This window comes from Paenibacillus sp. OK076, assembly GCF_900110055.1.
In the GTDB taxonomy this organism is placed as follows: domain Bacteria; phylum Bacillota; class Bacilli; order Paenibacillales; family Paenibacillaceae; genus Paenibacillus.
The window spans coordinates 2,514,538-2,538,822 of record NZ_FOCH01000001.1 but is presented as its reverse complement, the minus strand read 5'-3'; the positions used below and the strand labels follow the sequence as shown (position 1 = coordinate 2,538,822).

At 48.1% G+C, this 24,285-nt stretch carries 18 protein-coding genes; 2 read left to right on the top strand and 16 right to left on the bottom strand.

Annotation, left to right across the window (positions count from 1 at the left end; translation table 11 throughout):
- Window positions 1-67: 67 nt before the first annotated feature.
- The 16 genes from BMY78_RS11310 to BMY78_RS11235 form a co-directional block, all read right to left on the bottom strand.
- Complete coding sequence (locus tag BMY78_RS11310; RefSeq protein WP_090898184.1) at window positions 68-982, bottom strand: FAD binding domain-containing protein; 915 nt, start codon at window positions 980-982, stop codon at window positions 68-70.
- 309 nt (window positions 983-1,291) lie between these two features.
- Window positions 1,292-1,936 (bottom strand): nucleotidyltransferase family protein, encoded by a 645-nt coding sequence (locus BMY78_RS11305; RefSeq protein ID WP_090898181.1) that lies wholly within the window; start codon window positions 1,934-1,936, stop codon window positions 1,292-1,294.
- Window positions 1,902-3,083 (bottom strand): XdhC family protein, encoded by a 1,182-nt coding sequence (locus BMY78_RS32790; protein ID WP_177185704.1) that lies wholly within the window; start codon window positions 3,081-3,083, stop codon window positions 1,902-1,904. The genes BMY78_RS11305 and BMY78_RS32790 overlap by 35 nt, the downstream gene beginning before the upstream one ends.
- 128 nt (window positions 3,084-3,211) lie before the next feature.
- Complete coding sequence (locus tag BMY78_RS11295; protein WP_090898178.1) at window positions 3,212-4,534, bottom strand: 5'-deoxyadenosine deaminase; 1,323 nt, start codon at window positions 4,532-4,534, stop codon at window positions 3,212-3,214.
- 107 nt (window positions 4,535-4,641) lie between these two features.
- Complete coding sequence (ggt, locus tag BMY78_RS11290; protein ID WP_090898175.1) at window positions 4,642-6,237, bottom strand: gamma-glutamyltransferase; 1,596 nt, start codon at window positions 6,235-6,237, stop codon at window positions 4,642-4,644.
- A complete protein-coding gene (locus BMY78_RS11285; RefSeq protein WP_090898172.1) occupies window positions 6,231-7,472 on the bottom strand; it encodes a pyridoxal-phosphate-dependent aminotransferase family protein in 1,242 nt (413 codons plus the stop codon). Before BMY78_RS11285 ends, ggt begins: the two co-directional genes overlap by 7 nt.
- Window positions 7,473-7,478: 6 nt before the next feature.
- Window positions 7,479-8,792 carry a Zn-dependent hydrolase gene (locus tag BMY78_RS11280; protein ID WP_090898169.1) on the bottom strand — a complete coding sequence of 438 codons (1,314 nt, stop codon included), beginning with the start codon at window positions 8,790-8,792 and terminating at the stop codon, window positions 7,479-7,481.
- On the bottom strand, window positions 8,789-10,195 hold the full coding sequence (allB, locus tag BMY78_RS11275) for an allantoinase AllB (protein WP_090898166.1): 1,407 nt from the start codon (window positions 10,193-10,195) through the stop codon (window positions 8,789-8,791). The genes BMY78_RS11280 and allB overlap by 4 nt, the downstream gene beginning before the upstream one ends.
- Window positions 10,196-10,235: 40 nt before the next feature.
- Window positions 10,236-10,613 carry a hydroxyisourate hydrolase gene (gene uraH, locus BMY78_RS11270; RefSeq protein WP_090898163.1) on the bottom strand — a complete coding sequence of 126 codons (378 nt, stop codon included), beginning with the start codon at window positions 10,611-10,613 and terminating at the stop codon, window positions 10,236-10,238.
- Window positions 10,613-12,118 (bottom strand): factor-independent urate hydroxylase, encoded by a 1,506-nt coding sequence (gene pucL / locus BMY78_RS11265; RefSeq protein WP_090898160.1) that lies wholly within the window; start codon window positions 12,116-12,118, stop codon window positions 10,613-10,615. The genes uraH and pucL overlap by 1 nt, the downstream gene beginning before the upstream one ends.
- A gap of 295 nt (window positions 12,119-12,413) precedes the next feature.
- Entirely contained in the window at window positions 12,414-14,036 is a 1,623-nt protein-coding gene (locus tag BMY78_RS11260; protein WP_090898157.1) for a PucR family transcriptional regulator, read from the bottom strand.
- Between the two features lie 257 nt (window positions 14,037-14,293).
- Window positions 14,294-17,038, bottom strand: a complete 2,745-nt coding sequence (locus BMY78_RS11255) for a CHASE3 domain-containing protein (protein ID WP_090898154.1) — start codon at window positions 17,036-17,038, stop codon at window positions 14,294-14,296.
- Window positions 17,039-17,215: 177 nt separating this feature from the next.
- Window positions 17,216-18,604: a class II fumarate hydratase gene (gene fumC / locus BMY78_RS11250; protein WP_090898151.1), complete on the bottom strand. Its 1,389-nt coding sequence runs from the start codon at window positions 18,602-18,604 to the stop codon at window positions 17,216-17,218.
- 224 nt (window positions 18,605-18,828) lie between these two features.
- Entirely contained in the window at window positions 18,829-19,839 is a 1,011-nt protein-coding gene (locus tag BMY78_RS11245; RefSeq protein WP_090898148.1) for an aldose 1-epimerase, read from the bottom strand.
- Between the two features lie 214 nt (window positions 19,840-20,053).
- Window positions 20,054-20,863, bottom strand: a complete 810-nt coding sequence (locus BMY78_RS11240; RefSeq protein WP_090898145.1) for an MBL fold metallo-hydrolase — start codon at window positions 20,861-20,863, stop codon at window positions 20,054-20,056.
- A gap of 184 nt (window positions 20,864-21,047) precedes the next feature.
- Window positions 21,048-21,314 carry a hypothetical protein gene (locus tag BMY78_RS11235; protein ID WP_083678844.1) on the bottom strand — a complete coding sequence of 89 codons (267 nt, stop codon included), beginning with the start codon at window positions 21,312-21,314 and terminating at the stop codon, window positions 21,048-21,050.
- A 214-nt stretch (window positions 21,315-21,528) separates the two neighbouring features.
- On the opposite strand from BMY78_RS11235, the gene BMY78_RS11230 reads away from it, so the two are divergent.
- Both BMY78_RS11230 and BMY78_RS11225 read left to right on the top strand, forming a co-directional pair.
- Complete coding sequence (locus tag BMY78_RS11230) at window positions 21,529-22,761, top strand: aminopeptidase (protein ID WP_090898139.1); 1,233 nt, start codon at window positions 21,529-21,531, stop codon at window positions 22,759-22,761.
- An 83-nt stretch (window positions 22,762-22,844) separates the two neighbouring features.
- Entirely contained in the window at window positions 22,845-24,077 is a 1,233-nt protein-coding gene (locus BMY78_RS11225; protein ID WP_090898136.1) for an aminopeptidase, read from the top strand.
- The last annotated feature ends 208 nt before the right edge of the window (window positions 24,078-24,285 follow it).

Genomic DNA, 24,285 nt, shown 5'->3' with positions numbered 1-24,285 from the left:
TCTCTCCCCTTTCTCCCTTTCCAAAATCTTTTAGGCTCACGCTTTGCTTCTTCAAAATGGTTTTCTTCTATAAGCGAAGTGCTTCCCAGAGTCCGGCACCGAGCAAATTACCTGCCGTTTGTTTGCGATACTGTTCTGTAGCGAATGCATCACTATACGTTTCGAATTCCGCCATCACTGTGGCAGCTAGAGATGAAGCTTGCATAACAGAAGCCTCCACGCCAAGAAGCAGTTTTTCCGACTCAGGAAGTCTCATGGCCATGCCTGAACCTCCACCTGCTGCGATTGCAATCTTATTCCAACGACCATCTGCGCCCAATTCTCCGTGAAATGCAATCGTCACCAGCGATGCTGTAAAGGTCTCCCGCCGACCCAGCTTGCGGTAAAATGAAATTTCACGCGTTACAGATGTCCGTTCGCTCGCGACTTCAAGGAAAGACGTATGTTTCATCGGAATATGAATGGCGATTAACACATCATTCGGGTTGCGACTGCCTTCACGACCGCCGTTCAGCCAGGAGGAAAGACTGCGCGTCTCCATGCCATTGTCCGTCATCCAGTACAGCTGTGCATCGTAGACAAGCAGTGCGGGAATGGAGTCGCCTACTCCCGATACAATGTTTCCGCCAATTGTCGCCATATTCCGAATAGAAGGAGCGGCGATAGCGTTCATTGCAGATTGTAAAATGGGCAGCTTTTGCAGAAGAACGTCTGTGGCACAATGACTTAATCGCGTCACTGCTCCAATGACCAGATCATCTCCATCCACATATACGCCGCTTGCACCTGGAATACGAGCAAGGCTGATCATATGCTCAGGTACAGGAAAGAGGCCGCCCTCCCACTGAGTACGCAATAATGTGGCCCCTGCTGCATAACAATACTTTCCGGACAGTTCATTCTTTAAAGCTTGAAGTTCATCCAGATTAACGGGCTGCCAAACGGTTGGCTGCGCTCCAGACCCATATGCCGGCATGACCATCCTTCCATCTCCCTTCTCTACCTGGAATCTGTCTGCGGGGTGTTGGATATGAACGAATGATCCAAATAATTCTTCAAATCATATGGGACTGCAGCAATAAGGTCAATTATCTTCACATCATTTTGGATAAATGTATAAATAGATTCTTTGATTTGTGCCTGATGCATTATTAACTCTCCAAAGCTAACACAAGCTACTTCATAACCCGTTAGATAAAAAACAATAAAGAGGCCAACCAGACGGTCTGGCTGACCTCATTACTTCAAGAAATAATACACAAGGAATCGCTCCTTCTGTCTTGATTTTCATTCATTTTATGCCATTCACATAATCCAAAATGCGCTGCAGCTCTGGTTCGGTATCCGCATCCCAAAAGCTAAAATCAGACAACGATACATGCGTGCCTGCATACTTGGCATTGCGCATGATTTTTCTCGCCCCCTCATCTCCGCTGAGCGACAAAAGAGGCCCCAGCATATGCTCACGAAAGGCGACCGGAGGCTTGCCTCCACCGCCATCCGTAGCTGCTGCATAATCACACCGTTTGTTGGCTGCTAACGTCTCAGCAACCCTGTTAATATCTTGTGCCTGCAATAACGGCTGATCTGCCAAAATCATCATCACACCTTCTGGCCTGTATGCCATAGCAGACAGAATGCCGCAGTGAAGGGACATGGCCATACCGTATGCATAATCGGTACAGATTGCAATCTGTAGCTTCGTCCTCGTATCTGGAGTACAGCCATATGACGCTTCATTGAGCCACATGGAGGGGATCCATGCCAATGAATCCTCGGGTTTGACCACACAAATGACTCTCTCCAAATCGGAATTCAAGGCGGATTCCAATGTCCATGCGGCCAAACATCTTCCGTCAGGCATGACGATAGACAGTTTATCCCGCCCCATTCGGCTGCTCTTACCTGCCGCTAGCACGATGCCCGTCAGTCGCATGTGCAATCCCCCTCTGTGCGTTGCGACACTCTGCGGCAACTACTGTACGTTTACAGGAAATAAGTTCTGCTGCGATACTGATTGCGATCTCTTCCGGTCCATCAGCACCAATGGTCAAGCCGACGGGTGAATGCAAATGTTTTAGCGGGGGGAGATCGTTAAGCAAACGTGCTGTCCGTGTTCTGGAGCCCATAATACCAAGGTATGCATAATTCCGATCCTCAAGTAATTCAAGAAACTCCCGTTCTCTCGGAAATTGATGACTCATCAATACGATATAATCCCCGCTTTGGATATCCAGTACATGCATGATCTCACGAGGGAAACCATGAATAAGTTCAACCCCCGGAAAGCGTTCAGCGGTGCATAAGGTTTCTCGCCAATCTGCTACGACCACATGAAATCCTGCTGATTTTCCCAGAAGGGCGACCGGAATTACATCATTTCCGGCTCCAATGATAATCAGACGGGGTTTGGGCTCATATCTTGCAGAGATCTGTAGAGGGACATCCCACCGCTCTGCCTCAGTCAATCCATCCTTCTGAAGATTACTCTCTCCAGAATTAGATGCAGTAGCATCAGCTTCTGACGAATGAATAACGACCAACGATAGTCGCGGTATCGGTGTTTCCTCTATAATCATTGTATTTATTGGACCTAGAGAAGCTCCTTTGGCAACTGGAGAAGGGTATAATGATGTCTTGCTTTCTGCATCCTCAGCAGGCTGAATCACATAATGAATCCGTGTGTATTGATCGTAGAATGAACGGGTTAGCTCCACAGCTGATCCAGATTGAAAATACGTATGCATACGGGACAAGATCGACCAGAGTTCGCCACATACCGGCTCTAGCAGCACTATAATCAACCCGCCGCAGCCAATCGTTTCCCCCCAGGACAGATCATCTTCCGGACGCATATCATACTCCACGAACTCCAACTGCTGTGTAGACAGCACACGGTCCACCCTAGCCTGCAGATCACTCTCCAGACAACCCGGACTGATACTGCCATACATCGCACCATCTTCGGTCAAAAGCATAGAGACACCCTGCTTACGGTAAGCATGACCTTCTACCTTGACCGCTGTTGCGAGAACGCAGCGCGGCTCCCCCGCTGCAATTGCACACAGATCATGCATTTCCATCGTTGTCTCCATCCTTTCAGGGATTTGAATCCGAATCCGAAGAAGCGACTCAGTACTTCTTAGCGAAGATTGAATGTCCAACTTCTGCTCAGATAGTTATTGGATGAGTTTCGTCTGGTTGCTGTTGATTAGATACGTTTCATCAATCTTGCAATGCTTTTATCCGATTCACGAAGCACGATGCCGCGATCAATTGTTTGAATCTTCCGGTTTTTGAGCACGATACTTCCATCAATAATAACGGTGTCTACACAGCTGCGAGTTGCGGAATAGACCACACGGGAGTACACATCAGTCTCATAGGAAGGGTACGTATGAAAATCATCCAGATCCAGCAGTAACATATCTGCTTTTTTACCCACTTCCAGACTGCCGATTTCCTTGGACATTCCGAGTACTTCCGCTCCACCCATCGTCGCCATGCGCAGCACTGTCCGAGCGTCCATCACTGTTGGACCATGAGGCACCTTTTGAATGAGCGCGGTCAGGCGCATCTCCTGGAACATATCCAGATTGTTGTTGCACGGCGCACCATCGGCACCAATGCCTACCGCAATCTGACGATTCAGCAGATCGGGAATATCTGCTATACCCGAGGACAGTTTCATATTCGATCCAGGGCAGTGGGTGACTTTTACCCCGCGTTTGCGAATAATCTCCTTCTCTTCCTCACTCAGCCACACACAGTGGGCAAGCACCAGTCTTGGAGTAGCCAGACCGATATGATCCAGATAGACAATGTTGCGCATGCCACGTTCGTGTTCTACCAGTTCGATCTCGCCACGATTTTCGGAGGCATGGGTGTGCACTTTCACATGGTACTTATTCGACAGGTCACGTACCTCAACCAACAATTCTTCGGTGCACGAGACGACAAAGCGTGGACAAAATGCATACTGAATGCGGCCACCGCCGAATCCGTTCCATTTCTCCAGCAAATCGACACTTTGTTGCAGCGAGGTAGCCGTATTTTCACGCAGCGGTTCAGGAACTTCATCCCCGTGATCCATCATCACTTTACCGGAAATCACCCGAATGCCGCTCTGTGCCATCGCCTGAAAAGCCGAATCGGTATGATGCACGGTCTCCATATCCAAAATCGTCGTTGTCCCGCTGGAAATCAATTCGCCCAAGCCGAGCATTGCCGAGTAATAGACTGACTCTTCATCATGCGCCGCCTCAAGCGGCCAAATGCGTTGACGAAGCCAATCCATCAATTCCAGGTCGTCCGCACGTCCACGGAACAAAGTCTGACACAGATGAATATGCGTCTGGATAAAACCTGGCAGCAGCACTTTGCCTCGAGCATCAATGACCTGATCTGCCTGAACATCGATATGTTCTGCAATCTCTTTGATTTTGTTATCCTCAATTATCAGATCTCCCGTAAATACATCCTCTTCTGCATTCATTGTGACGAGTTGTGCACCTTTTAGCAGGATCGTTCCCATGATAATCTCCCCCATCCGTATCTATCTGCGTAAATTTACTTATTCTGATCCTGCACAATGAGGATAATCTTCTTTGGATCTATACTTGATCCAGTACATAAATCACGTTACCACCCGATAGCCATGCCATCTCCTCTGGGGTCTGCTGCTCCACTGATCATGCCATCTTCACGGATGACAATCCCTTGCGACTGCCCCATAATCCCGTCCCACGGCGCTCTGGCTTCGACGTTATGCCCCCATCGGGCAAGCATGTCACACACGTCGTCATGATAACGGTTCTCCACTCGCATCGTGTCACCTTCCTCGCCCCAGGTACGCCCATACACCCAACGCGGCAGCCCAATGGCTTCCTGAATGTTCAGACCATAGTCCAGCACCCCCGTAAGAACCGATAGCTGTGTCTGAGGTTGACCCTCACCGCCCTGCGTGCCTACGAGCATATATGGTTTCCCGTTACGAGTGACAAGACCCGGCATTAGGGTGTGGAATGAGCGTTTACTGGGTTCCAATACGTTGGCGTCCTTCGGATCAAGCGAGAAAAAGGACCCGCGGTTCTGCATGATCACACCTGTATCTCCCGGCACATAAGCAGCGCCAAAATCAAAGTACAGGCTCTGAATAAACGAGACGGCATTGCCTTCATTGTCCACAACCGCCGCATAAGCCGTATCCTGACCCATCATTTTGGACAGAAAAGGCTGTGCCACAGGTGGAGCGGACTGGATCTCATTCCATAATTCATCTCCATAAGCCTTGGACAACAGATTTTCCAGCGGAATATCCCTGAATTCCGGGTCTGTGAGATACCGATCACGGTCACGAAAAGCCTTTTTGACCACTTCAGCCATCAGGTGATAAAACTCGGGGGACGTACGCGCCACGGACGATAGATCAATATGTTCCAGCATATTCAACATCATCAGCATCGAGAAACCCTGTGAATTGGGCGGCATCTGATGGACTTGATAGCCACGGTAATCGGTAGTGATCGGCTTCACCCAATCTCCCTTGTGAGCTGCGAAATCCGCTGGAGCAAGCATGCCGCCATCCTCACGAATAGCCGAAGTTAGCTGCTCCGCCAGTTCCCCGGTATAAAAAACATCGCGTCCGCCTGCCTGAATCAGGCGAATAGAGGTGGCAAGATCAGGCTGCTGGAGCAGGTCCCCTTCCTGCAAAAGTGTACCAAAAGGGGCAAATACCGCTCGCAGCGGTGTATGCCCCATAATGAAATCCTCATCACGTTCCAGCCACAGGCGCAGATTTCGGGATACAGGGCATCCTTTTTCTGCATATTGCGCAGCTGGTTCAAGTAACTGTTCCCACTTTAACTTCCCATAGCGGGACCAGACTTCCCACCATGCATCTACCATTCCAGGAACGGTAATCGCACTAAGCACGCCTCGTTGAGGAATGGCGCTCATCCCCATCGCTTTGAATGTGTCTGCATGAATGCCTGCTGCTGAACGACCGCTTCCGTTGTAAGCAGTTATGTCACCACTTGCTCCATCATGAATCAAAAAGAAAGCATCTCCGCCAAGTCCTGTCATGTGGGGGTAGACTACGCCCAGTGCGGCACTTACAGCGACAGCAGCATCATAAGCGTTACCCCCTTGCTGAAGGATTGCGCTGCCAACCGCACTCGCCAAATAATGCGGGGAGGTGACCATCACCTCCCTGGATATCGGCATCTGGTTCAACATAAGACACCCTCCTTCCCGGCATACACATCCAGAGCTGCCTGCACGGCTTCCCCTGCTGGCAAGGTGTGGCGATGACGCAACAGGACAGCCTCCAGGGCACCCAGCACATGCAGTACATTTTTGCGCTGGCAGCTGAATCCCATTGTACCAATACGCCAAATCTTGCCTTTCAATGGTCCAAACGAACTGGCAATTTCAATACTGAAATCGTTCAGAAGCATGCTGCGTACCGACTCTCCGTCTATGCCTTCCGGAACTTCGATACAGGTGACCATTGGAAGTTTACTGGACATGTCTCCATACAGTTTGAGCCCCATGCCCTGAATGCCCGCGACTAACGCACGTTCATTGATCCGATGTCTCTGGAAACGCGTATCCAGACCTTCCTGAAGCAAAATCCGCAGCCCCTCGTGAAGACCGTAGAGCATCGAAGTTGCCTCTGTATGATGGTTTAACCGCGCCGAGCTCCAGTAGTCCTGCAACTGGCTTAGGTCAAAATAATTGCTGGCAATTGTACGGCCTTCAGCCCGAGCACTTGTCGCATCCCGGAGTCCCCGTTCGACGGTTTTGCGACTCATCAGCTTCTTCTCCACACGACTGTTATACGTTAATGGCGCCATCCCGGATGGAACGGACAAACACTTCTGCGTTCCACCCATCACCGCATCCAGATACCAGGCATCCGTCTCCACAGGTGTACCGCCGATTGTGGCAACAGCATCAACGACGAGTAAAATATCAAGTTCGCGGCAGGCTTTGCCAATCTCGGCGAGAGGCTGCATTTGCCCGGTTGATGTCTCGCCGTGAACAATCGCGACCAAACTCGGCTTATGGGCATGGATCGCCTTGATAACCTCTTCGGGATCAAAAACCGTTCCCCATTCTGTTTCAAAAAAAACAACCTCTGCACCACAACGTTCCGAAATTTCAACCAACAGATGTCCGAAGCGTCCATAGATGGGAACCAGCACCTTGTCCCCCGGTTGAATCAGACTGACCAACACAGCTTCAATACCTGAGCGGGATGTGCCATCTACCGGATAACACCACTCATTATCTGTCATGTATAGTTCACGCAGCATGGCCATCGTCTCATTCATCAGGGAAGTGAACTCCGGATCAAACTGCCCCAGGATCGGGAAGGACAATGCCCTAAGCACTCTTGGATCGACTTCAACTGGCCCCGGTGTCATGATCGTCCGCAAGGACGGGGACAATTCTTTATAGTTGGACATCTTCACTCAACTCCCGTAACCGTATTTATAGAGTAGCTGAACCAGAACCCGGAAACCTTTCATCAGGTCCTCTTCAGCTGTATATTCAAGGGGATTATGGCTAATTCCATCCTGGCTGGGGACAAAAATCATCGCCGTAGGACAAGCCGGCTGAAAGATCTGCGAATCATGTCCTGCGCCGCTTGGCATGTGAATATAGGATAACTGCTCCACTTCACAGATAGCTCGGATGTCTGACGTAATCTGTTCGTTCATCGGAATAGGGGTGACAGACAAGTGCTCCTCCCAGTTCAGTCCGAGCTGTTGCTCCGCTGCGATTCGGCTAAATTCCTGTAGCATGTGCTGCCAGCATTGGTTGATGCTCTCTTGCCTGATATGCCGGATATCGAGCGAGAATACGGCTCGGGATGCAACAACGTTACCGATCCCCGGATCAGCTGTTATTCGTCCAACAGTAGCTACAAGTGGTTCTCCCGCTTCAAGCGCAATGTGTCTTACAGCAGTAATCATCTCGGCTGCACCTGCAAGTGCATCCTTACGCCAGGTCATCGGTGTAGTTCCGGCATGATTGGCTTCGCCACTTACTGTAATGCTAAAGCGTTTCTGGCCTACAATATCCGATACAATACCAATCGAATGGCCCAATCGTTCAAGGACCTGACCTTGCTCGATATGAAGTTCGATAAACGCACCGTAGTTATGTGAAGCCGATCTATAGCTGCTATCTGGTCCAAAGCCTGCATCACGTATCGCCTGTGCAAAGGTAATGCCTTCCTGATCCTTCAAATGCTGAACGTCTTCCAGCCCGCTTACCCCCGTTATACTTCGTGATCCCCAATAAGCGAAGGGGAATCGACTACCTTCTTCCTCACATAAGGACACGACTCGAAGTGTTCGTTTGGGGTCCCCAAAATGTTTCTGTAGATACTCTAGGGCGAGCACTCCCGCAACTACCCCATATGCGCCATCATACTTTCCACCATGTACCACCGTATCGATATGGGACCCCGTAACAATCGGTGCCGCTTCGATTTCTTTTTCCACTCCTGAACCCACACCTCTACCGTGCAGAGTTCCATACAGGTTGCCTGATTGATCGAATTCCGGTGCCAACCCTTTCTCCTGCATTTTTTCCGCAAGCGCATGCTGTGCCTTACACCATGCTTGGTCGTACAACAGACGTGTCACACCTCCTTGGGGATCAGCGCCATATGTAGACAACCAGTCAAGCATGCCTTTCAGCTCCACCTGCTCCAATTGCGGCAAAGGCTGGATGGGACGTTCCGTCCACGAAGGCGTGTGTACTTCAAAATCCGTCATGATCCCCCCTCCATTCCTTCAACGCCAACCGGAACAGATGAGTTAGCACGGATAAACCGTCCCACAGGTTCATCCGATAATCCTGTTTTTGAACTGTATACTCGTGTGCCCCGGCAGAACACCTCTGCAATGCTGGAGGAAAATGTGCGTCCCACATAAGGACTCTGTTTATGTGTGTAGTGCAGGTCTTCCGCATTTAAGGTGGTACTCTTCTTCCAATCAATCAGTACCAGATCCGCGTCCTTGCCGATGGCAATCTCACCTTTGCTCTCCAATCCAAGCCTTCTGGCAGGTTGTAGAGCCAGGATTCTTCCTAGCAGCGGAAGGGCTACATTTCGCTGAAGATGTCCTTCCTCCAACATGAGCAGCAGCGTGCTTTGTGCCCCAGAGATGCCACCCCAGATTTCAAAGAAATGATCAGATTGTTTCATCGATGGCGGACAGGGTGAGTGGTCAGATGCAATAACATCAATCAGACCTGCTTCCAGCGCATCCCATAACCGATCTTGCTCAGCCTGACTCCGCAATGGCGGCGCACACTTGGCTACAGCTCCCAACCGGACAACATCTTCATCTGTCAGCGTCAGGTAATGCGGGCATGTTTCAGAAGTTACATCCAGTCCGCGCTGTTTCGCCGCTGCAATCAGATCAAGCGCTTCCCGTGTACTGATATGCACAAAATGCAATGCACATCCGGTTTGCTCCCCATACTGCAGCGCTCGGGACACCGCCCGAACCTCCGCTTCTGCTGGGCGAGATTGCACGTAATCCATCGGGCCGATTCGTCCATCTGCAATACTTCTTGCTCCAAGCTCAGCAACCATCGCTTCGTCTTCGGCATGAAGCGCCAGCACACGGTTTAGTTTTGTAATCTCGTACATGCCATTCAAAAGTGTATCGTCATCCGCTCTGGCGAAGATGTCTTCCCCTTCTCCACCAGGTTCGGACATAAATGCCTTGAATCCCGCCGCACCTCTTTCGGCCAAAGACGCAAGCTCAGACAGATTAGCGGGAACGAGTCCTCCCCAGAACGCATAATCAACATAGGATTGACCGCTGGCTGCTTTCATTTTCAACTCCCATGCCTCCGGTCTTATCGTTGGGGGGACACCATTAAGCGGCATATCAACATACGTCGTAATTCCACCAGCAGCCAGTGATGCTGATCCAGATTTGAATCCCTCCCAGCTCGCGAGTCCAGGTTCATTGAAATGGACATGAATGTCCACCGCCCCTGGCATCACGGTGAGGCCATCTGCTTCTATTATTTCAGTGTCTTCATCACCCTCCAGGTGTGAGGACACAGCAGATATTTTTTCACCCGTAATCCCAATATCCAGTTCCTCCACGCTATCTCTCAATACAACCCGGGCCCCCCGGATGATCATATCTAACTTTGTCATATGGATGACCCTCCCCTGATCAGAACCGGATTCATAGATTTCAGCTTCCCCGGTATGTACTGTAACCACCTGGCGCAATCAACAAAGGAATGTGGTAGTGACTTGCAGCATCCGATACGGCAAACCGAATCGGTACAACTGTCCATAATGTCTGCCCCAATTCTTCAAGAGATCGCTGTGCGTAATACCCTTCAACGTTGAAATGAAGCTCATAGACCACTTGCTCAAGCTTCCCGCCTTCAAGTAACGGAGCATCCAGACGCCCATCGCTATTAGTCACCGATTCAGCAACTTTCATTCTACTTTCCTTCTCGCCATCCCTATGCAATACAAAAAGTTCAACCCGCACGCCCGCGGCCGGAACGCCCTTGGAAGTATCCAGCACATGCGTAGTAATCCGTCCTCCAGCCACCGACATCATGCCTCCCTTTCTTTCTTCGAGCCCCAATGGTCATCCTCAAGATCATCCCTTGTCATTGAGAAGCTTTGAAATCCATAAGGAGGTCTGCCCTCCGTGAATACCTTGCCTTCTCCTTCTTTGACTTCCTCCAGCACCGTTTCCCATGTCCGATTGTTGGATTCAAATGAAACCTCACTAAGCTGTCCAAATCGACGCAAGAGCCTAAGTCCAATCTGGTAAATCAGATGCTGAATGGATGCCGAGCGACACGCATGGAACACGGCAGCAGCTACATCTCTTACCTGCTCCGCCGCTACATAACGTCCGCACTGATCGTCTATGCCATCTCTCGGGTCTTCGTAACGCCAATTGATATTCAGGAAAATGAATAGTGGACGGTCCCATGTCTCGGGTAAGGTGGTGTACTCATCCTTGACGAAACCGGCAAATTCACTGCCTTTGACCTTAATAAGCCTGATATCTGCGACACCACTGAAATGATTGCTTAGCTCGACCTGATTTCCTTTTCGCTGCGCTTCAATTGCAGCCGTAGCCCGATCATTCTGGGAATAACGGAATACCAGCTCGCTTGCACGAAGGCTTCCCTCTCTGCGAACAGGCACATCTTCAAAAGGAATCTGATCTGCTGTCATCTGAACTTTGGTCATCTGCGGATATGTCTCCAGAAAACGTCGGCTGACATAAGCAAGGAAACCTTCGACTGTAGCTCCGGAGTAATCCGCAGCATGTTTCAGGATGAAATTCTTCATTGAATCCGTTGCAACGACGAGAGAATTATCTCCTTCGACAAAAGAAGGCAGAAATTCCTCGCCTTGAACGGCTACTTTAATGTTCATTCCGAACAGGATATTATTACGTCCTGTAAATGGAGATTCCGGTATGGCCTGAATATCCGTCAACGGTTTGGCGTATGAACGGTACATCCATACATCTCCCTTGCCGTAATACATGGTCCGCTGCTTTACTTCGGTTGGCTTTAATTCAAATTCATGTTCATGACCAATCTGCACCAGCCATTGCTCCAATCGAATGGAAGCAATTTTGAACACTTCCTTCAGGGCGGTCTGGAATTCTTCCTCTCTTCCTCTCCGATTGCGCTTCCTCATGGACTCCAGAATGGACTGAGCTGTGTGACCTTTCACGGCCAATATAAAAGGAAAGCCGAATTGGCTTGTATATTCTTTGTTCAATTTGCTAAGCTCGTTATATTGCTCCGCCGAAAGTGAATCAAGCCCTGCCCCAGCCTGTTCCTGAACAGAATTGCTGCTCATGCTGATTCGCGCCCCGAGATCCGGGTGATTGCAAAGCAACTGCAACTGGACCTTTTCATCGGAGGATTGCACTACGTTTTTCATCACCTTCATCAGGTGTTCAAAAGAGTCGAATGGCCGTGAAGGCCAGGAACGCTCCGCCACCCAAGGTGATTCTTCGAATAGTCCGCCAAACGTATGCACGAACTGTGTGATAGACCAGTTGTTAACGAGTTTAATGAAGTCGCCCATGTTAGAACCTCCGGTCTTCTGTGGATTGTTGTTCTTCATTTTAAGTGTCTCTCTGTACTGCGACAATAATATTTACGCAATTTTGTAATATAACATAACATCAGTTCTGTGATTTGTTATCAGTGCACGGGATTTGGTTGTTCAAATGTAATGAAAAGCGAAAAAAACCGCATTTCCTCAAGGGAAATACGGTTTTATCTAACATGCCTGCTTCATTGTCATGCTGCACAACACTTGTTTTGGATAATGGTTATGACCATAAAAGTATTAACGTATTAAGGGGTCAAACTTTAGATTAATGATGCTGCGAATACGGCCTAGCCGCTGTTTTATCCCGCACAAACTTGCGGAAGGTGAACACCAGCTTTAATTTCAGCAGATCATTAGTCTTCTTAAAGTCCATTTGCAGCAAACTCCCGACTTTCTCCATCCGATAGGTAACGGTGTTCCGATGCACAAACAGCTGCTTCGCAGCTTCGTTAATGAGTCCATCATTCTCGATAAAAGATTCCAACGTATTCATCAGTACCTGATTGGGATCGCCGTCCCTCGCCAATAAAGGCTCAAGTACTTTATTGCAATAATTCTCCATGATGTTATCCGGAACATGTTGGAATACATAGGCGAATTCCAGCATCTCAAACTGGAGAGCTCGATCCTTCATCCCGAAACGGCGAGCCAGTTGGCGGGTATCCAGACATTCCTGATAGGCTTCGCGCAGCGACTTCGGCTCATGCTTCATTTTGCTGATCCAGAACCGGGGTGCAGATGCTCCCTTGGCTTCCTGTGCTGCAAGAACATCCCCGAACCGATTTAGCAGGAATGCTGATAATTCCTCTCCATAATCCCGTCCTGTTGGACAGGTATAGATGGAGAGTATGCCATCTTCGATCTGAAAATGCTGTGAGGCCGTGAATTGCATAAGCGGATTGTACTGCAACTCGCGGTGAATCTGCTTCAGCAGCTTCCCTTCTGCAAATACAGACGGTTCCAGCGTGATCAACACACATTGATAAGTCCCCTGGAACAGATGAACGCCTTTATTCTCGCTGAGCTTGGTGAGTTCCTCTACCGTCATTTTGTTTTCTAGATATTGGGTTAGCAGCGTACGCATCTCATCCTGAACGGTGGGATTAATGTGTTCTCGATAGGTCATATCCATATAGAATGCCAAGACATCCGCAGCCTGCTGAAATAATTCTTCCTCTGCTCTAAGAGATAGCGCCGAGTCTGTAAAGACGAGCAAAAATCCGTATTCTTCATCATTCTGCTTGATGGGTACCCGGTGGCAGCTTCCCTGATTCCATTTCACACGGTGCATGACGGATTTCCAGGGCCAACCCTGTACTACCGCATCTCCTGCAATGCCTTCGCTGCCATACAGCACATGGCCGCGGGAGCCAATAACCGCAAGCGGATAATTTAACACGGTAGCCAGTTCGGCAAATACATTCCGATGCGGTTGCTGCTGCAATGCAAACTGCATCAATTTTTTCTGCTTTTGCACCACCTCGTGCAGTAACCGATTGCTGCGTTCATGTTCTGCCTTGAATAACGCATTCATCTGATCGGAAAATGTAAACTGAAACGGCAGTTCCAGCAGCGGTAACCGCAGCCGATCTGCTTCCTCGATAATCCCTTGCGGAATGGCCTGCCAGAATCGGCCCAATTTAATGCCAAGCCCGGCACAACCACGTTCGTTCAGGCGGCGCATCAGACGAAGTGCATCGGTCTCGTTGTCTTTCATGATAAATGCGGTAGTGAACAGCAGTTCTCCGGATTTGATCCAATCCGCTATATCTGGAGCGTCCATGACGTTAACGGATTTCATCATCCGTGAAGTCCCTTCCCCACCCGCAACCAGTCTGGCCTCAGACAACGGGTACACCTGTAAAGCCTCTTTAACCGTAAGTTGCATGGACATTACCTCCCATATATATAACGCAATAAACGTTTTATATCCTTAACATGAACGAAAACAAAGGTTATTCACTTGAACACACCCATTATTTTGAAATAAACCTCGATTGTTGTTAAGTATTATAACATCAATTTCATCCGAATAGCTTACATGAGAAAAAAAATAAAACCCATGACACAATTGCAGCAATCGTTGCGCAACGGGCATAGGTTTTATTTTGGAGTTGATACAGGTTGAATTACAAACGAAAAAGATCAAATTCCCAACGTTTCATGACTCAGCCATAATTTCATCCGAGACAGTACCTCTTTTATATTCAGCGGTTTGCTAATATAATCCGAGGCCCCTGCTGCAATACATTTATCACGATCTTCTTTCATGGCTTTGGCAGTCAGAGCGATGATAGGGAGCTGCTTGAGATTTAATCTCTCACGGATCTGGCGAGTGGTCTCATACCCATCCAACTCTGGCATCATGATATCCATCAAGATAATATCCGGATTCGCTTCTCCGCTCTCTAACATCTCCAGACACTCGTAGCCATTCTGAGCTGTAATCACCTTCATGTTATACTGCTCAAGGGCATTTGCCAACGCATATACATTTCGAATATCATCATCGACAACGAGAACCTGACGACCATTCAATAATGATTCTTCCAGTGGAGTCAGTAACATCTCGATTTTGGTTGAATTCATTGCTGAAGCACTGTTAATTTCAGGATCAGTCACGGCAACCTCGTTCAAGAACAATCTGGGGTTCTGCATAACCTCAGGCTCTTCCCTTCTAAGTGGGAGGAATAAAGTGAAGACACTTCCTTGTCCTTCACGGCTCGTTGCTGAGATTGATCCTCCCAACAGATTGGCAAGGGATTGAGAGATCGACAGTCCCAGTCCAGTTCCGCCGTATTTTCGGGCTGTGGCTCCATCTGCCTGCTTGAACGCATCAAAGATCTGCAGCAGTTTGTTCTCAGCAATGCCAATCCCGGTATCACTAACCGAGAAGGCTATAACCTCCTTCTCTGCCCCGCTGTCTTCCAGATTGGCCAGACTCACTCTGGAGATGGTTAAGGCCACTTCACCTTCATTGGTAAACTTGAATGCATTGGAGAGCAAATTCCGCAAAATCTGGTGTAACCGCATCTCGTCGGAAACAATTGTTTCCGGAAGAGGGCTTTGAAGCTGAATCCGGAAATCAATCCCTTTTTGCTCCGCCGTTTTCAAAAAATATTGATTCATTGCTTCAGGCAGGGTTTCAAGATGCACATCATCCAAATCCACTTCCATCTCCCCGGCTTCCACCTTGGAAAGATCGAGAATATCGTTAATCAGATTCAACAGGTCCTTACCTGATGCATGGATCACCGAAGCATATTTCTGTTCTTCACTGTTTAAGTGCTGATGCTTGTTCTCAGCCAAAATCTCGGACAGAATCAGCATACTGTTCAGTGGAGTACGAAGTTCATGCGACATATTCGCCAAGAACTCAGACTTGTAACCAGAGCTTGTCCGCAGCTGATCCGCTACTTTTGCAAGTTCACTGGCAGAAGTCTCTGCCGCATTTTTCTGCATTTCCAGACGCTCGTTCAGTATATGCAGCTCTTCTGTTTGCATATGTAATTCTTCCGTCTGAGATACCATCTCTTCAGTCTGTGCCTGCAGTTTCTCCGATTGAGCCTGCAATTCTTCATTCAACACTTGGGATTCATCATACAAATGCTGTAATTCCATGCGTGTTATGGTGGAATGAAGAGAAACCCCGAAGATTTCGATCAGTTCGGTTAACAGCTTTGTTTCCTTTGGTTCGATTGGCTTCATGGAAGCAAGTTCGATAACAGCTATCGTTTTACCTTCAAATACCACCGGCGCTACTGTGAGTGATGCAGCTGACGCTTCACCAAGTCCCGATGAGATGCGAATATAATTTTGAGGCAAGTCGTTCATCTGCAAAACTCGCTTCTCAATCGCACTCTGACCTACTAATCCCTCACCCGGTGCAACGGATACTTTACCGAGGGAACGCTCTTTCTCTCCATCTGCTGCATACGCAGCTACACGAATGAGACGATTCTCTTTCATCGCATATAACACGCCATAAGGGGCTTCTAGCAGGATCGCGACTTGGTTTAGAAACAACCTTGACAGTCCCTCCAAACTTGTAGGGTTCTGCAGGAGTGTAGCTATGCTGGCAACCTGATCCTTAAGTCGATTCTGTTCCTGTACCGTGTCCAGCAATAAGTTCGTCTCTTTACCTAAATCACCGACCTCATCTTGTGTACGGACAATAATACGCTGTGTGAGATTGCCACCTTGTGATATGTCGCTGATGGTATGTTTGACTTCACGCAGGGTCTTGACGATATTGCCCGAAATGACGAGCGAAGCGGCAACAGATAGTCCGGCAACGGCAGCCCATAAGGTATACATAATGGTAAGCAATGTGGAGCTTCGTGCTGCGAGCTCTTTCACCCGGCTTTCCGTCAGTCGCAACTCTGTATTGCGGAAGTTCTCGAACTCGGATCTTAACAGATCCATTTCACTTTTCCCTGGGTCGGAATGGAAAAATTCAATGACTTTCTCCTGATCTCCTTGTTTCTTTAAGGCCACCGAGGCTGATCCGGCAACATCAATCCAGCGGACAATATGTGTATTGATGGTTTCCAGAGTCTTTTGCTGGGATGGGTTATCACTAACCAGCTCATACAGTTCGGCATAATTGGAATTCCACTGGGTTAGCGCTTGATTGTAAGGTTCCAAATAACTTTCTTCCCCGGTAATCATGAATCCCCGCTGTCCTGTTTCCATATTTAGAACATTTTTCTCAATGGCATTGGTCAGGTTATGCACTTCCAGGTCGTGGTGGCTGATAAAATCAATTTCCTTCTGCGATGCATCAATTTGGGCAGATAATACTAGCAAAACGGCACCAAATAACAACACAACCACTAGATAGCCCAATAGAATTTTGGAGCGAATCGTAAATCTTCTCTTTTTCGACAACGCAGAAACCTCCAATGAAATAAACAGTTCCGATCAATTAAAAAATAGTCGCATATGTATTTTATATGTATACGTATAGACTGACAAGCATTAGTTCAAGAACATCACGAGCTAAAAAACGACCTGCGTATGCAGGTCGCTTGTTTATTGGAATGAAGTTCGCATGATAATGACTGATTAAGCTTTCGGGGCAATCATTTTCGCTGGATCAACATACTGATCGAATTGTTCTTCCGTAAGCAAACCTGTCTGCAATGTTGCTTCCTTCAGAGACAGTCCTTCCTTATGCGCAAGCTTGGCAATTTTGGCTGCATTCTCATAACCGATATGCGGATTAAGAGCGGTAACCAACATAAGCGAGTTATTCAAATTGTGTTCAATCTGGCCGAGGTTAGGCTCAATGCCCACCGCACATTTATCGTTAAATGCAACGATGGAATCAGCAAGGAGCTGAACAGATTGCAGGAAGTTATAGATAATAACTGGTTTGAACACATTCAACTCGAAGTTACCCTGACTTGCCGCGAAGCCAATCGCCGCATCGTTCCCCATGACTTGCGTAACCACCATGGTCATCGCCTCGCTCTGGGTTGGATTCACTTTACCTGGCATAATGGAGCTGCCCGGTTCATTCTCTGGAATACGAATCTCTCCTAGACCACTGCGTGGACCACTAGCCAGCCAGCGAACATCATTGGCAATTTTCATCAAGTCAGCTGCAAGCGCTTTAACTGCACCGTGGGCATAGACTACTTCATCATGACTTGTAAGCGCGTGGAATTTGTTGGGTGCGGATACAAAATCTTTGCCAGTGTGCTTGCCAATTTCCTTGGCTGTATAATCACCAAAGTCAGGATGTGCATTAATTCCGGTTCCTACAGCTGTGCCACCAATTGCGAGTTCTTTCATATAATTCACACTATCCCGGATCATGCGTTCACTCTTATCAAGCATCGCTTCCCAGCCGCTGATCTCCTGACCGAGTGTAATTGGCGTTGCATCCTGAAGATGGGTACGTCCAATTTTGATAATATCTTTGAATTTTTCGGATTTATCTGCAAAGGTGGCTTTTAGCACCGCAATTGCTGGCAAGAGCTGATCTTCAACAGCAAGTACCCCTGCAACATGCAGAGCCGTTGGGAATGTATCATTGGAGCTCTGGGACATGTTCACATCATCATTCGGATGCAGACGTTCTTCCTTGCCCTTTTGTTCAAGCAGCTGGTTACCCAGATTGGCAATAACTTCGTTTACGTTCATGTTGGACTGTGTTCCGCTACCCGTCTGCCACACCACGAGCGGGAAATGATCATCAATCCGGCCAGCAATAATTTCATCAGCAGCATAAGCGATTGCATCCGCTTTGGCAGCGGACAATTTACCTAATTTATGGTTACTGGCAGCAGCGCTTTTTTTCAAAATGGCAAGAGCACGAACAACTTCCATCGGCATATGCTCGCGACCAATCGGAAAGTTCTCCTTGCTGCGCTGCGTCTGAGCTCCCCACAGCCTGTCGGCTGGTACTTTCATTTCACCTAACGTATCTCTCTCAATGCGGTATTCCACTTGCTTTTCCTCCTCCAAAAAGATGGTTTGGGTCCCTACAAAAATACGTATACATTCTTTTCTTCACAGCATCTTGCATCTGTTGATTCCAAAGTCATCCTTGGGATTTATGCAAAATACTTTTATGAGCAAAGCTTGTGTATCTTGTCATATTATACATGATTGCCTGACCGGTTTTCACCTTTTCGACAAAAATGTAAGCGTGACGCAAATCCTTCGAGTATTTATTTTTGCGCTTTGATCGGATAAAGACGGCTGGCTTGCTCGAATAATTCGCCCGGCTCAAGACCAATAAGACCGATCTCTTCAGCAGGAATGCCTTGTACATTCGGAGCGTTAACCAGGTTCATCTGAGGCTCAGGACAGAAGAACCCACCAGCCATGTTGTTATTCCAGATCATCCAGTGCTTGTAAGACGTCCCGACATCATATACCAGCTTGTCACCGGTACGATGATCGGTAAGCTCCATATAGTTGCGACCATTTTGCGGTTCAGCCGTGTAGTGGTTGTCCATGGCTGCAAAAAACGGATTAACGCCCTCACCTTTTAATTGCTCTTCCTCTGGTGTAAGCGGTTGAAATTGTCCCGTAGGCAAAGAACGTTCATTCAATTCACGACGCTGACCAATCGTTATTTTAGCCGTGTAATCAGATGCCTGGCTTTCCGGTGCAAAAGGAACGCTAATGGCTGTATGGAATGCGAACAAATTCGGCATACGTTCTTTCCCGTGATTGCGGACATTCAATTGCTGCTGAAGTCCCAGACTACTCAGTGAATAACGGAGCGTCACTGTGAAGGTGAACGGAAGGTACTTATAGAACTCATGTCCTTCTTTCACTTCCTGACTGAGCACAACATAACTCTCCAGCTCGTCAGATCCGTAGCCCACAACCTTCCACTCGGCATCATGCAGGAATCCATGCAGGTGGTTGCCTGTAGCTGGTTCGTTTACAGGAAGTTGATAGACTTCACCGTTCCAGGGGAAGCGACCATCCTCATAGCGATTCGGTGGGGAAAGAATCGGAATACCGTATACGGCAGGTGCAGCCATAAATTCGTCCATATGTTCCAGGTCCGGCTCACGCAAATAACGGAATCCCTGCTCTGTATCACGAAAAGCGACAAGGTTGGCACCCACGCTCGGAATAACAGCCGCTTCGAATTGATTAAAACGAAGCCAGACGGCTGGTATACCTCCAAATTGTTCTTCGAAAGCTGCATTTTGCTGTGTCATCGTTATATGTACCTCCTGCATACTAAGGTTATATTATACGGCTCGACTATATCATGACCGCGCACAAAATACCAATCTATGATAGAGAACAAATTCATGATAGAACGACAAAAAAGACAGCTACGATGCTCCGTGGCTGTCTCCATCCCCTAAAGCTGCCGTAATGAAATCATTCCTGATTTCAATGCTATGCCCAAGCAGCGCATCAGTTCGCTTAATCCACATATTTGTCGTGATCCGGGATGGCACTCTCTTCAAAATCAAGATCGAGCCGCTCCAGCGAATCTCTCAGCATTTCTCCGGTTAAGGAATGTCCGTGCCCGGTAACAGCAACCATGGGCTCCAGTCTTCGAATATGCTGAACCGATCGATGGGCCGCTTGCCAATCCGTCGTGAAATATGCGGGTGGACCGTGTAACTGTTTGTCCTGAAGCAGCACACTCCAGAGTGATTCCTGTTTCACGGTCACGATGGCGTCTCCCGCAATCAGAATACGGTCTTCTTTTCGAAATAGCGACACATGGCCCGGTGTGTGACCGGGTGTATGCAGCCATTCCCAGCCAGAAACACCTGGGATGGAATGATCATCCGGCAGACTGAATATCCGATCATCCAGATTAATAGCTTCATTAGGATAAACAAATGACAGCCGTGCCATCAAACCGCCACCTACAGCAGGGTCTGCCGGAGGGTAATCCTTCACACCTGTCAAATAAGGCAGTTCCAGCAGGTGTGCGTACACCGGGACACCCCAGAATTGTTCCAGTTCGATGACGGTCCCTACATGATCAAAATGACCATGTGTCAAAATAATCGCAGACGGTGGACCAGGAAAGCGTTCAGTTGCAACATGAAGAATCTGATCAGTGAAACTCGCCATTCCAGTGTCCACGAGCACCCAGTTCCTGCTTCCAGGCTCCCCGATGAACACAACATTAACGAACAGTGTACGCAGACTGAGGATATCGTGCGCGACTTCTTCAAGTCCCGTCATTCCTGCTGTAATCAGATTGTCAGATGCCATTCACGGTTACCTCCCATTCAGGCGGATTGTCTCTCTGGTTCCATTCATCTGTCATAGACTTCCCTTTTCTGGAGTAACTATTCCTTATTCCCAATAAAATAGACGGTGGACGCCCTGTTTCAGGCATACACCGTCTAGTATAATCAGCTGCATTCCATATTAGAACAAGAACCTCTCGGTCCTATTATGCAGGGAAAGCGTCCAGTGCCGCATCAAGCAGCTGATTGTACATATCGTCATCGTTTTCCAGCAGCTCGTCCATACGCAGCAATTCGTCTTCATCACCGGATTGTTCAGTGAAATGCAGACTATAATCCCAGTCCTTGCCGTTCTTGCTCATAAACGTAATCTCATAAACGGACTTTTCGCCTTCTGCACGAAAAACCGTATTTCCCACATAATTCTTCTCATCTTCACGACGCATCTCTGCACGAATAATCTCAATATTCACAATCGTTCTCTCCTTTAATCTCTCATCAGTTGCAGGTCTCCATAATTTATGGTAAACCTAGTTTGGTAATTATTATTGGTTAATTGTACAATATATATCGTAGCAACGTATACCTTATTCAATGAGGGAACCATACTGACTCCTTACATACCTGTAATGAGGACTATAATAACAAACAGCTACGACATTATATCAAACGGGAGGAACAAATAGCATGAACCATTTTGAAACGAATTTACAACAATATGCCGAACTGGCAGTCAAAGTCGGTGTCAATGTGCATCCTGGGCAGACTCTCGTCGTGAATGCACCAATCTCGGCAGCGCATTTTGTACGCCTGATCGTTAAAGCCGCTTATGGCACAGGTGCCAAGCTGGTCAAAGTGAACTGGAGCGATGAGGTTATTACACGTCTTCACTATGATCTCGCACCAGAGGAATCCTTCTCCATTGAACCAAAATGGTTTGCAGGGGAAATGACTGAACTCGTAGAAGAAGGTGCCGCCATCCTGCATGTGATCGCAGAAAATCCAGACCTGCTGGCAGGCGTTCCTCAAGAACGGATCGTGACTAGTCAGAAAGTTCGCGGTAAAGCGATGGAGAAATATCGTTCCTATCAAATGGCAGACAAGTTCAGCTGGTCCATTGTGGCTGTTCCTTCCCCTGAATGGGCAGCCAAAGTATTCCCTGATCTCCCGGCAGAGCAGCAAATCGATAAATTGTGGGATGTCATCTTCAAAACCGTACGCATAGGTGAGCAGGATGCTGTCGCAGAATGGAAAACACATTTGCTGAATCTCGACTCCCGCGCAGATCTGCTTAACGAGAAGAAATACAAAAAGCTTCACTATACAGCCCCTGGCACAGACCTGACGATCGAGCTTCCTGAAGGCCATCTGTGGGTATCCGGTGGCAGCATCAATGAGCAGGGACATGTCTTCGTTGCCAATATGCCTACAGAGGAAGTGTTCACCGCTCCATTGAAAACCGGAGTTAACGGCACAGTTCGCAGCACCAAGCCACTGAGTTATGGTGGCAACCTGATCGACGGCTTCTCCCTCACTTTCGAAAATGGTCGAATTGTCGATTATACTGCTGAACAAGGACTTGATTCATTGAAAAGCTTGATCGAAATGGATGAAGGCGCACATTATCTGGGCGAGGTAGCTCTCGTTCCACATCAATCACCGATTTCGGATACGAATATTTTGTTCTATAACACGCTATTTGATGAAAATGCATCCAACCATTTGGCTATCGGTAACGCCTATGCCTTCTGTCTGGAAGGTGGCAAAACGATGTCCAAGGATGAATTGATCAGCCATGGCATGAACTCCAGTCTCACTCATGTGGATTTCATGATTGGATCAGGAGAAATGAACATTCACGGTGTCACTTCCGAAGGTAGCGAAGAGCCAATCTTCCTGCAAGGCAACTGGGCTTTCTAATTTAAAACGGTGTAAATGAGAGAGAGGGTCACTCCTCTCTTTTCCTGCGTAAGCGGGGAATTCATGATATGGAGGAACTTGATATGTTGAGTTTTGAACAAAAACTGGATCGTTATGCTGAACTGGCTGTAAAAGTCGGAGCCAACGTTCAGCCCGGACAAATCTTCGTGATCAGCGCGATGATTGATACAGCTGAATTCGTGCGTTTGTTGGTGCGTAAAGGCTACGAGGCTGGAGCAAAAAAAGTTATCGTCAAATATGGAGATGAAGCTGTTAATCGGCTGCGCTTTGAAATGGCGCCTGAGGACTCCTTCCAAGACCCGCCGAAATGGCATGCCGCTGAACTTGAAGAGCTGGCAGCGAACAATGCTGCGTTCTTGACTGTATTGTCATCCAGCCCGGACCTGCTGAAAGGCATCGATCCAGAACGCATTTCCACCCACCAGCGTACATACGGTCAGGCGATGTCCAAATATCGTCAGTACCAGCAGGCCGACAAAATGAGCTGGACAGGGGTAGCATGTCCTTCCCCGGATTGGGCCGCCAAAGTATTCCCTGACCTTCCCCCTGCCGAGCAGATGAAACAGCTCTGGGAAGCCATTTTTGCCGCTGTAAGAGCCGATCTGGAAGATCCTGTAGCGGCTTGGGAGCAGCATATCGAGCGCTTGGAGCACAAAGCCGTTGCCCTGAACAGCAAAAAATACAAAGCTCTGCATTTTGTCTCACCGGGAACCGACCTTACGGTTGAGCTTCCAGAAGGACACATTTGGGCGCAGGCGGGTAGTATAAACGAACAAGGCACTCGTTTTGTGGCCAACATCCCGACAGAGGAAGTGTTCACCGCACCTGCTAAATACGGGGTGAACGGCAAAGTGTCCAGTACCAAACCGCTTAGTTATGGCGGAAGTATCATTGACCGCTTCTCTCTTACGTTTGAAAACGGACGCATCATTGATTTCCATGCCGAAGAAGGACAGGATACACTAGAAAGACTCATCAATATGGATGAAGGCTCGCATTATCTCGGCGAAGTTGCGTTGGTGCCCTTCCATTCTCCAATCTCAGAAAGTGGTATTCTCTATTACACAACGCTTTATGATGAGAATGCTTCATGTCACCTCGCTATCGGTAGTTCCTATGCTTTCAATATTGATGGTGGCAAAACCATGTCAACCGAGGAGCTTGCAGCTCGCGGCATGAACTCCAGCATTACTCACGTAGACTTCATGATGGGTTCGCCGGAAACGAACATTTACGGCGTTACAGCCAATGGCGAGCGTGAAGCTATCTTCCTGAACGGCGACTGGGCATTCTAAGCCAGTTTCTATTATTCTACGATTATTAAATAACACATAGAGGCCGCACTCCTGACCATAATTTACTTGGTTAGTGAGGTGGCCTCTCTTTGATTCGGCTATACTTTTTCTGCATCTGTCGGACGAACCTCCCATTGTATCGCTTCCATATAATGTTGTAAAATGAAATGATACCAATGTTTGTGGATTGTTCACCAGAAAGGAGAAC

Coding starts and splice junctions, on each gene's coding strand:
- BMY78_RS11225 (WP_090898136.1), top strand. CDS start 22,845: ATGTTGAGTTTTGAACAAAAACTGGATCGTTATGCTGAACTGGCTGTA.
- uraH (WP_090898163.1), bottom strand. CDS start 10,613: ATGTCGGTGGCTGGAGGACGGATTACTACGCATGTGCTGGATACTTCC.
- BMY78_RS11295 (WP_090898178.1), bottom strand. CDS start 4,534: ATGGGAACGATCCTGCTAAAAGGTGCACAACTCGTCACAATGAATGCA.
- BMY78_RS11310 (WP_090898184.1), bottom strand. CDS start 982: ATGGTCATGCCGGCATATGGGTCTGGAGCGCAGCCAACCGTTTGGCAG.
- BMY78_RS11285 (WP_090898172.1), bottom strand. CDS start 7,472: ATGTCCAACTATAAAGAATTGTCCCCGTCCTTGCGGACGATCATGACA.
- BMY78_RS11245 (WP_090898148.1), bottom strand. CDS start 19,839: ATGACACAGCAAAATGCAGCTTTCGAAGAACAATTTGGAGGTATACCA.
- pucL (WP_090898160.1), bottom strand. CDS start 12,118: ATGGGCGACTTCATTAAACTCGTTAACAACTGGTCTATCACACAGTTC.
- BMY78_RS11260 (WP_090898157.1), bottom strand. CDS start 14,036: ATGCAACTTACGGTTAAAGAGGCTTTACAGGTGTACCCGTTGTCTGAG.
- ggt (WP_090898175.1), bottom strand. CDS start 6,237: ATGTTGAACCAGATGCCGATATCCAGGGAGGTGATGGTCACCTCCCCG.
- allB (WP_090898166.1), bottom strand. CDS start 10,195: ATGACAAAGTTAGATATGATCATCCGGGGGGCCCGGGTTGTATTGAGA.
- BMY78_RS11305 (WP_090898181.1), bottom strand. CDS start 1,936: ATGCGACTGACGGGCATCGTGCTAGCGGCAGGTAAGAGCAGCCGAATG.
- BMY78_RS32790 (WP_177185704.1), bottom strand. CDS start 3,083: ATGGAAATGCATGATCTGTGTGCAATTGCAGCGGGGGAGCCGCGCTGC.
- BMY78_RS11280 (WP_090898169.1), bottom strand. CDS start 8,792: ATGACGGATTTTGAAGTACACACGCCTTCGTGGACGGAACGTCCCATC.
- BMY78_RS11230 (WP_090898139.1), top strand. CDS start 21,529: ATGAACCATTTTGAAACGAATTTACAACAATATGCCGAACTGGCAGTC.
- BMY78_RS11240 (WP_090898145.1), bottom strand. CDS start 20,863: ATGGCATCTGACAATCTGATTACAGCAGGAATGACGGGACTTGAAGAA.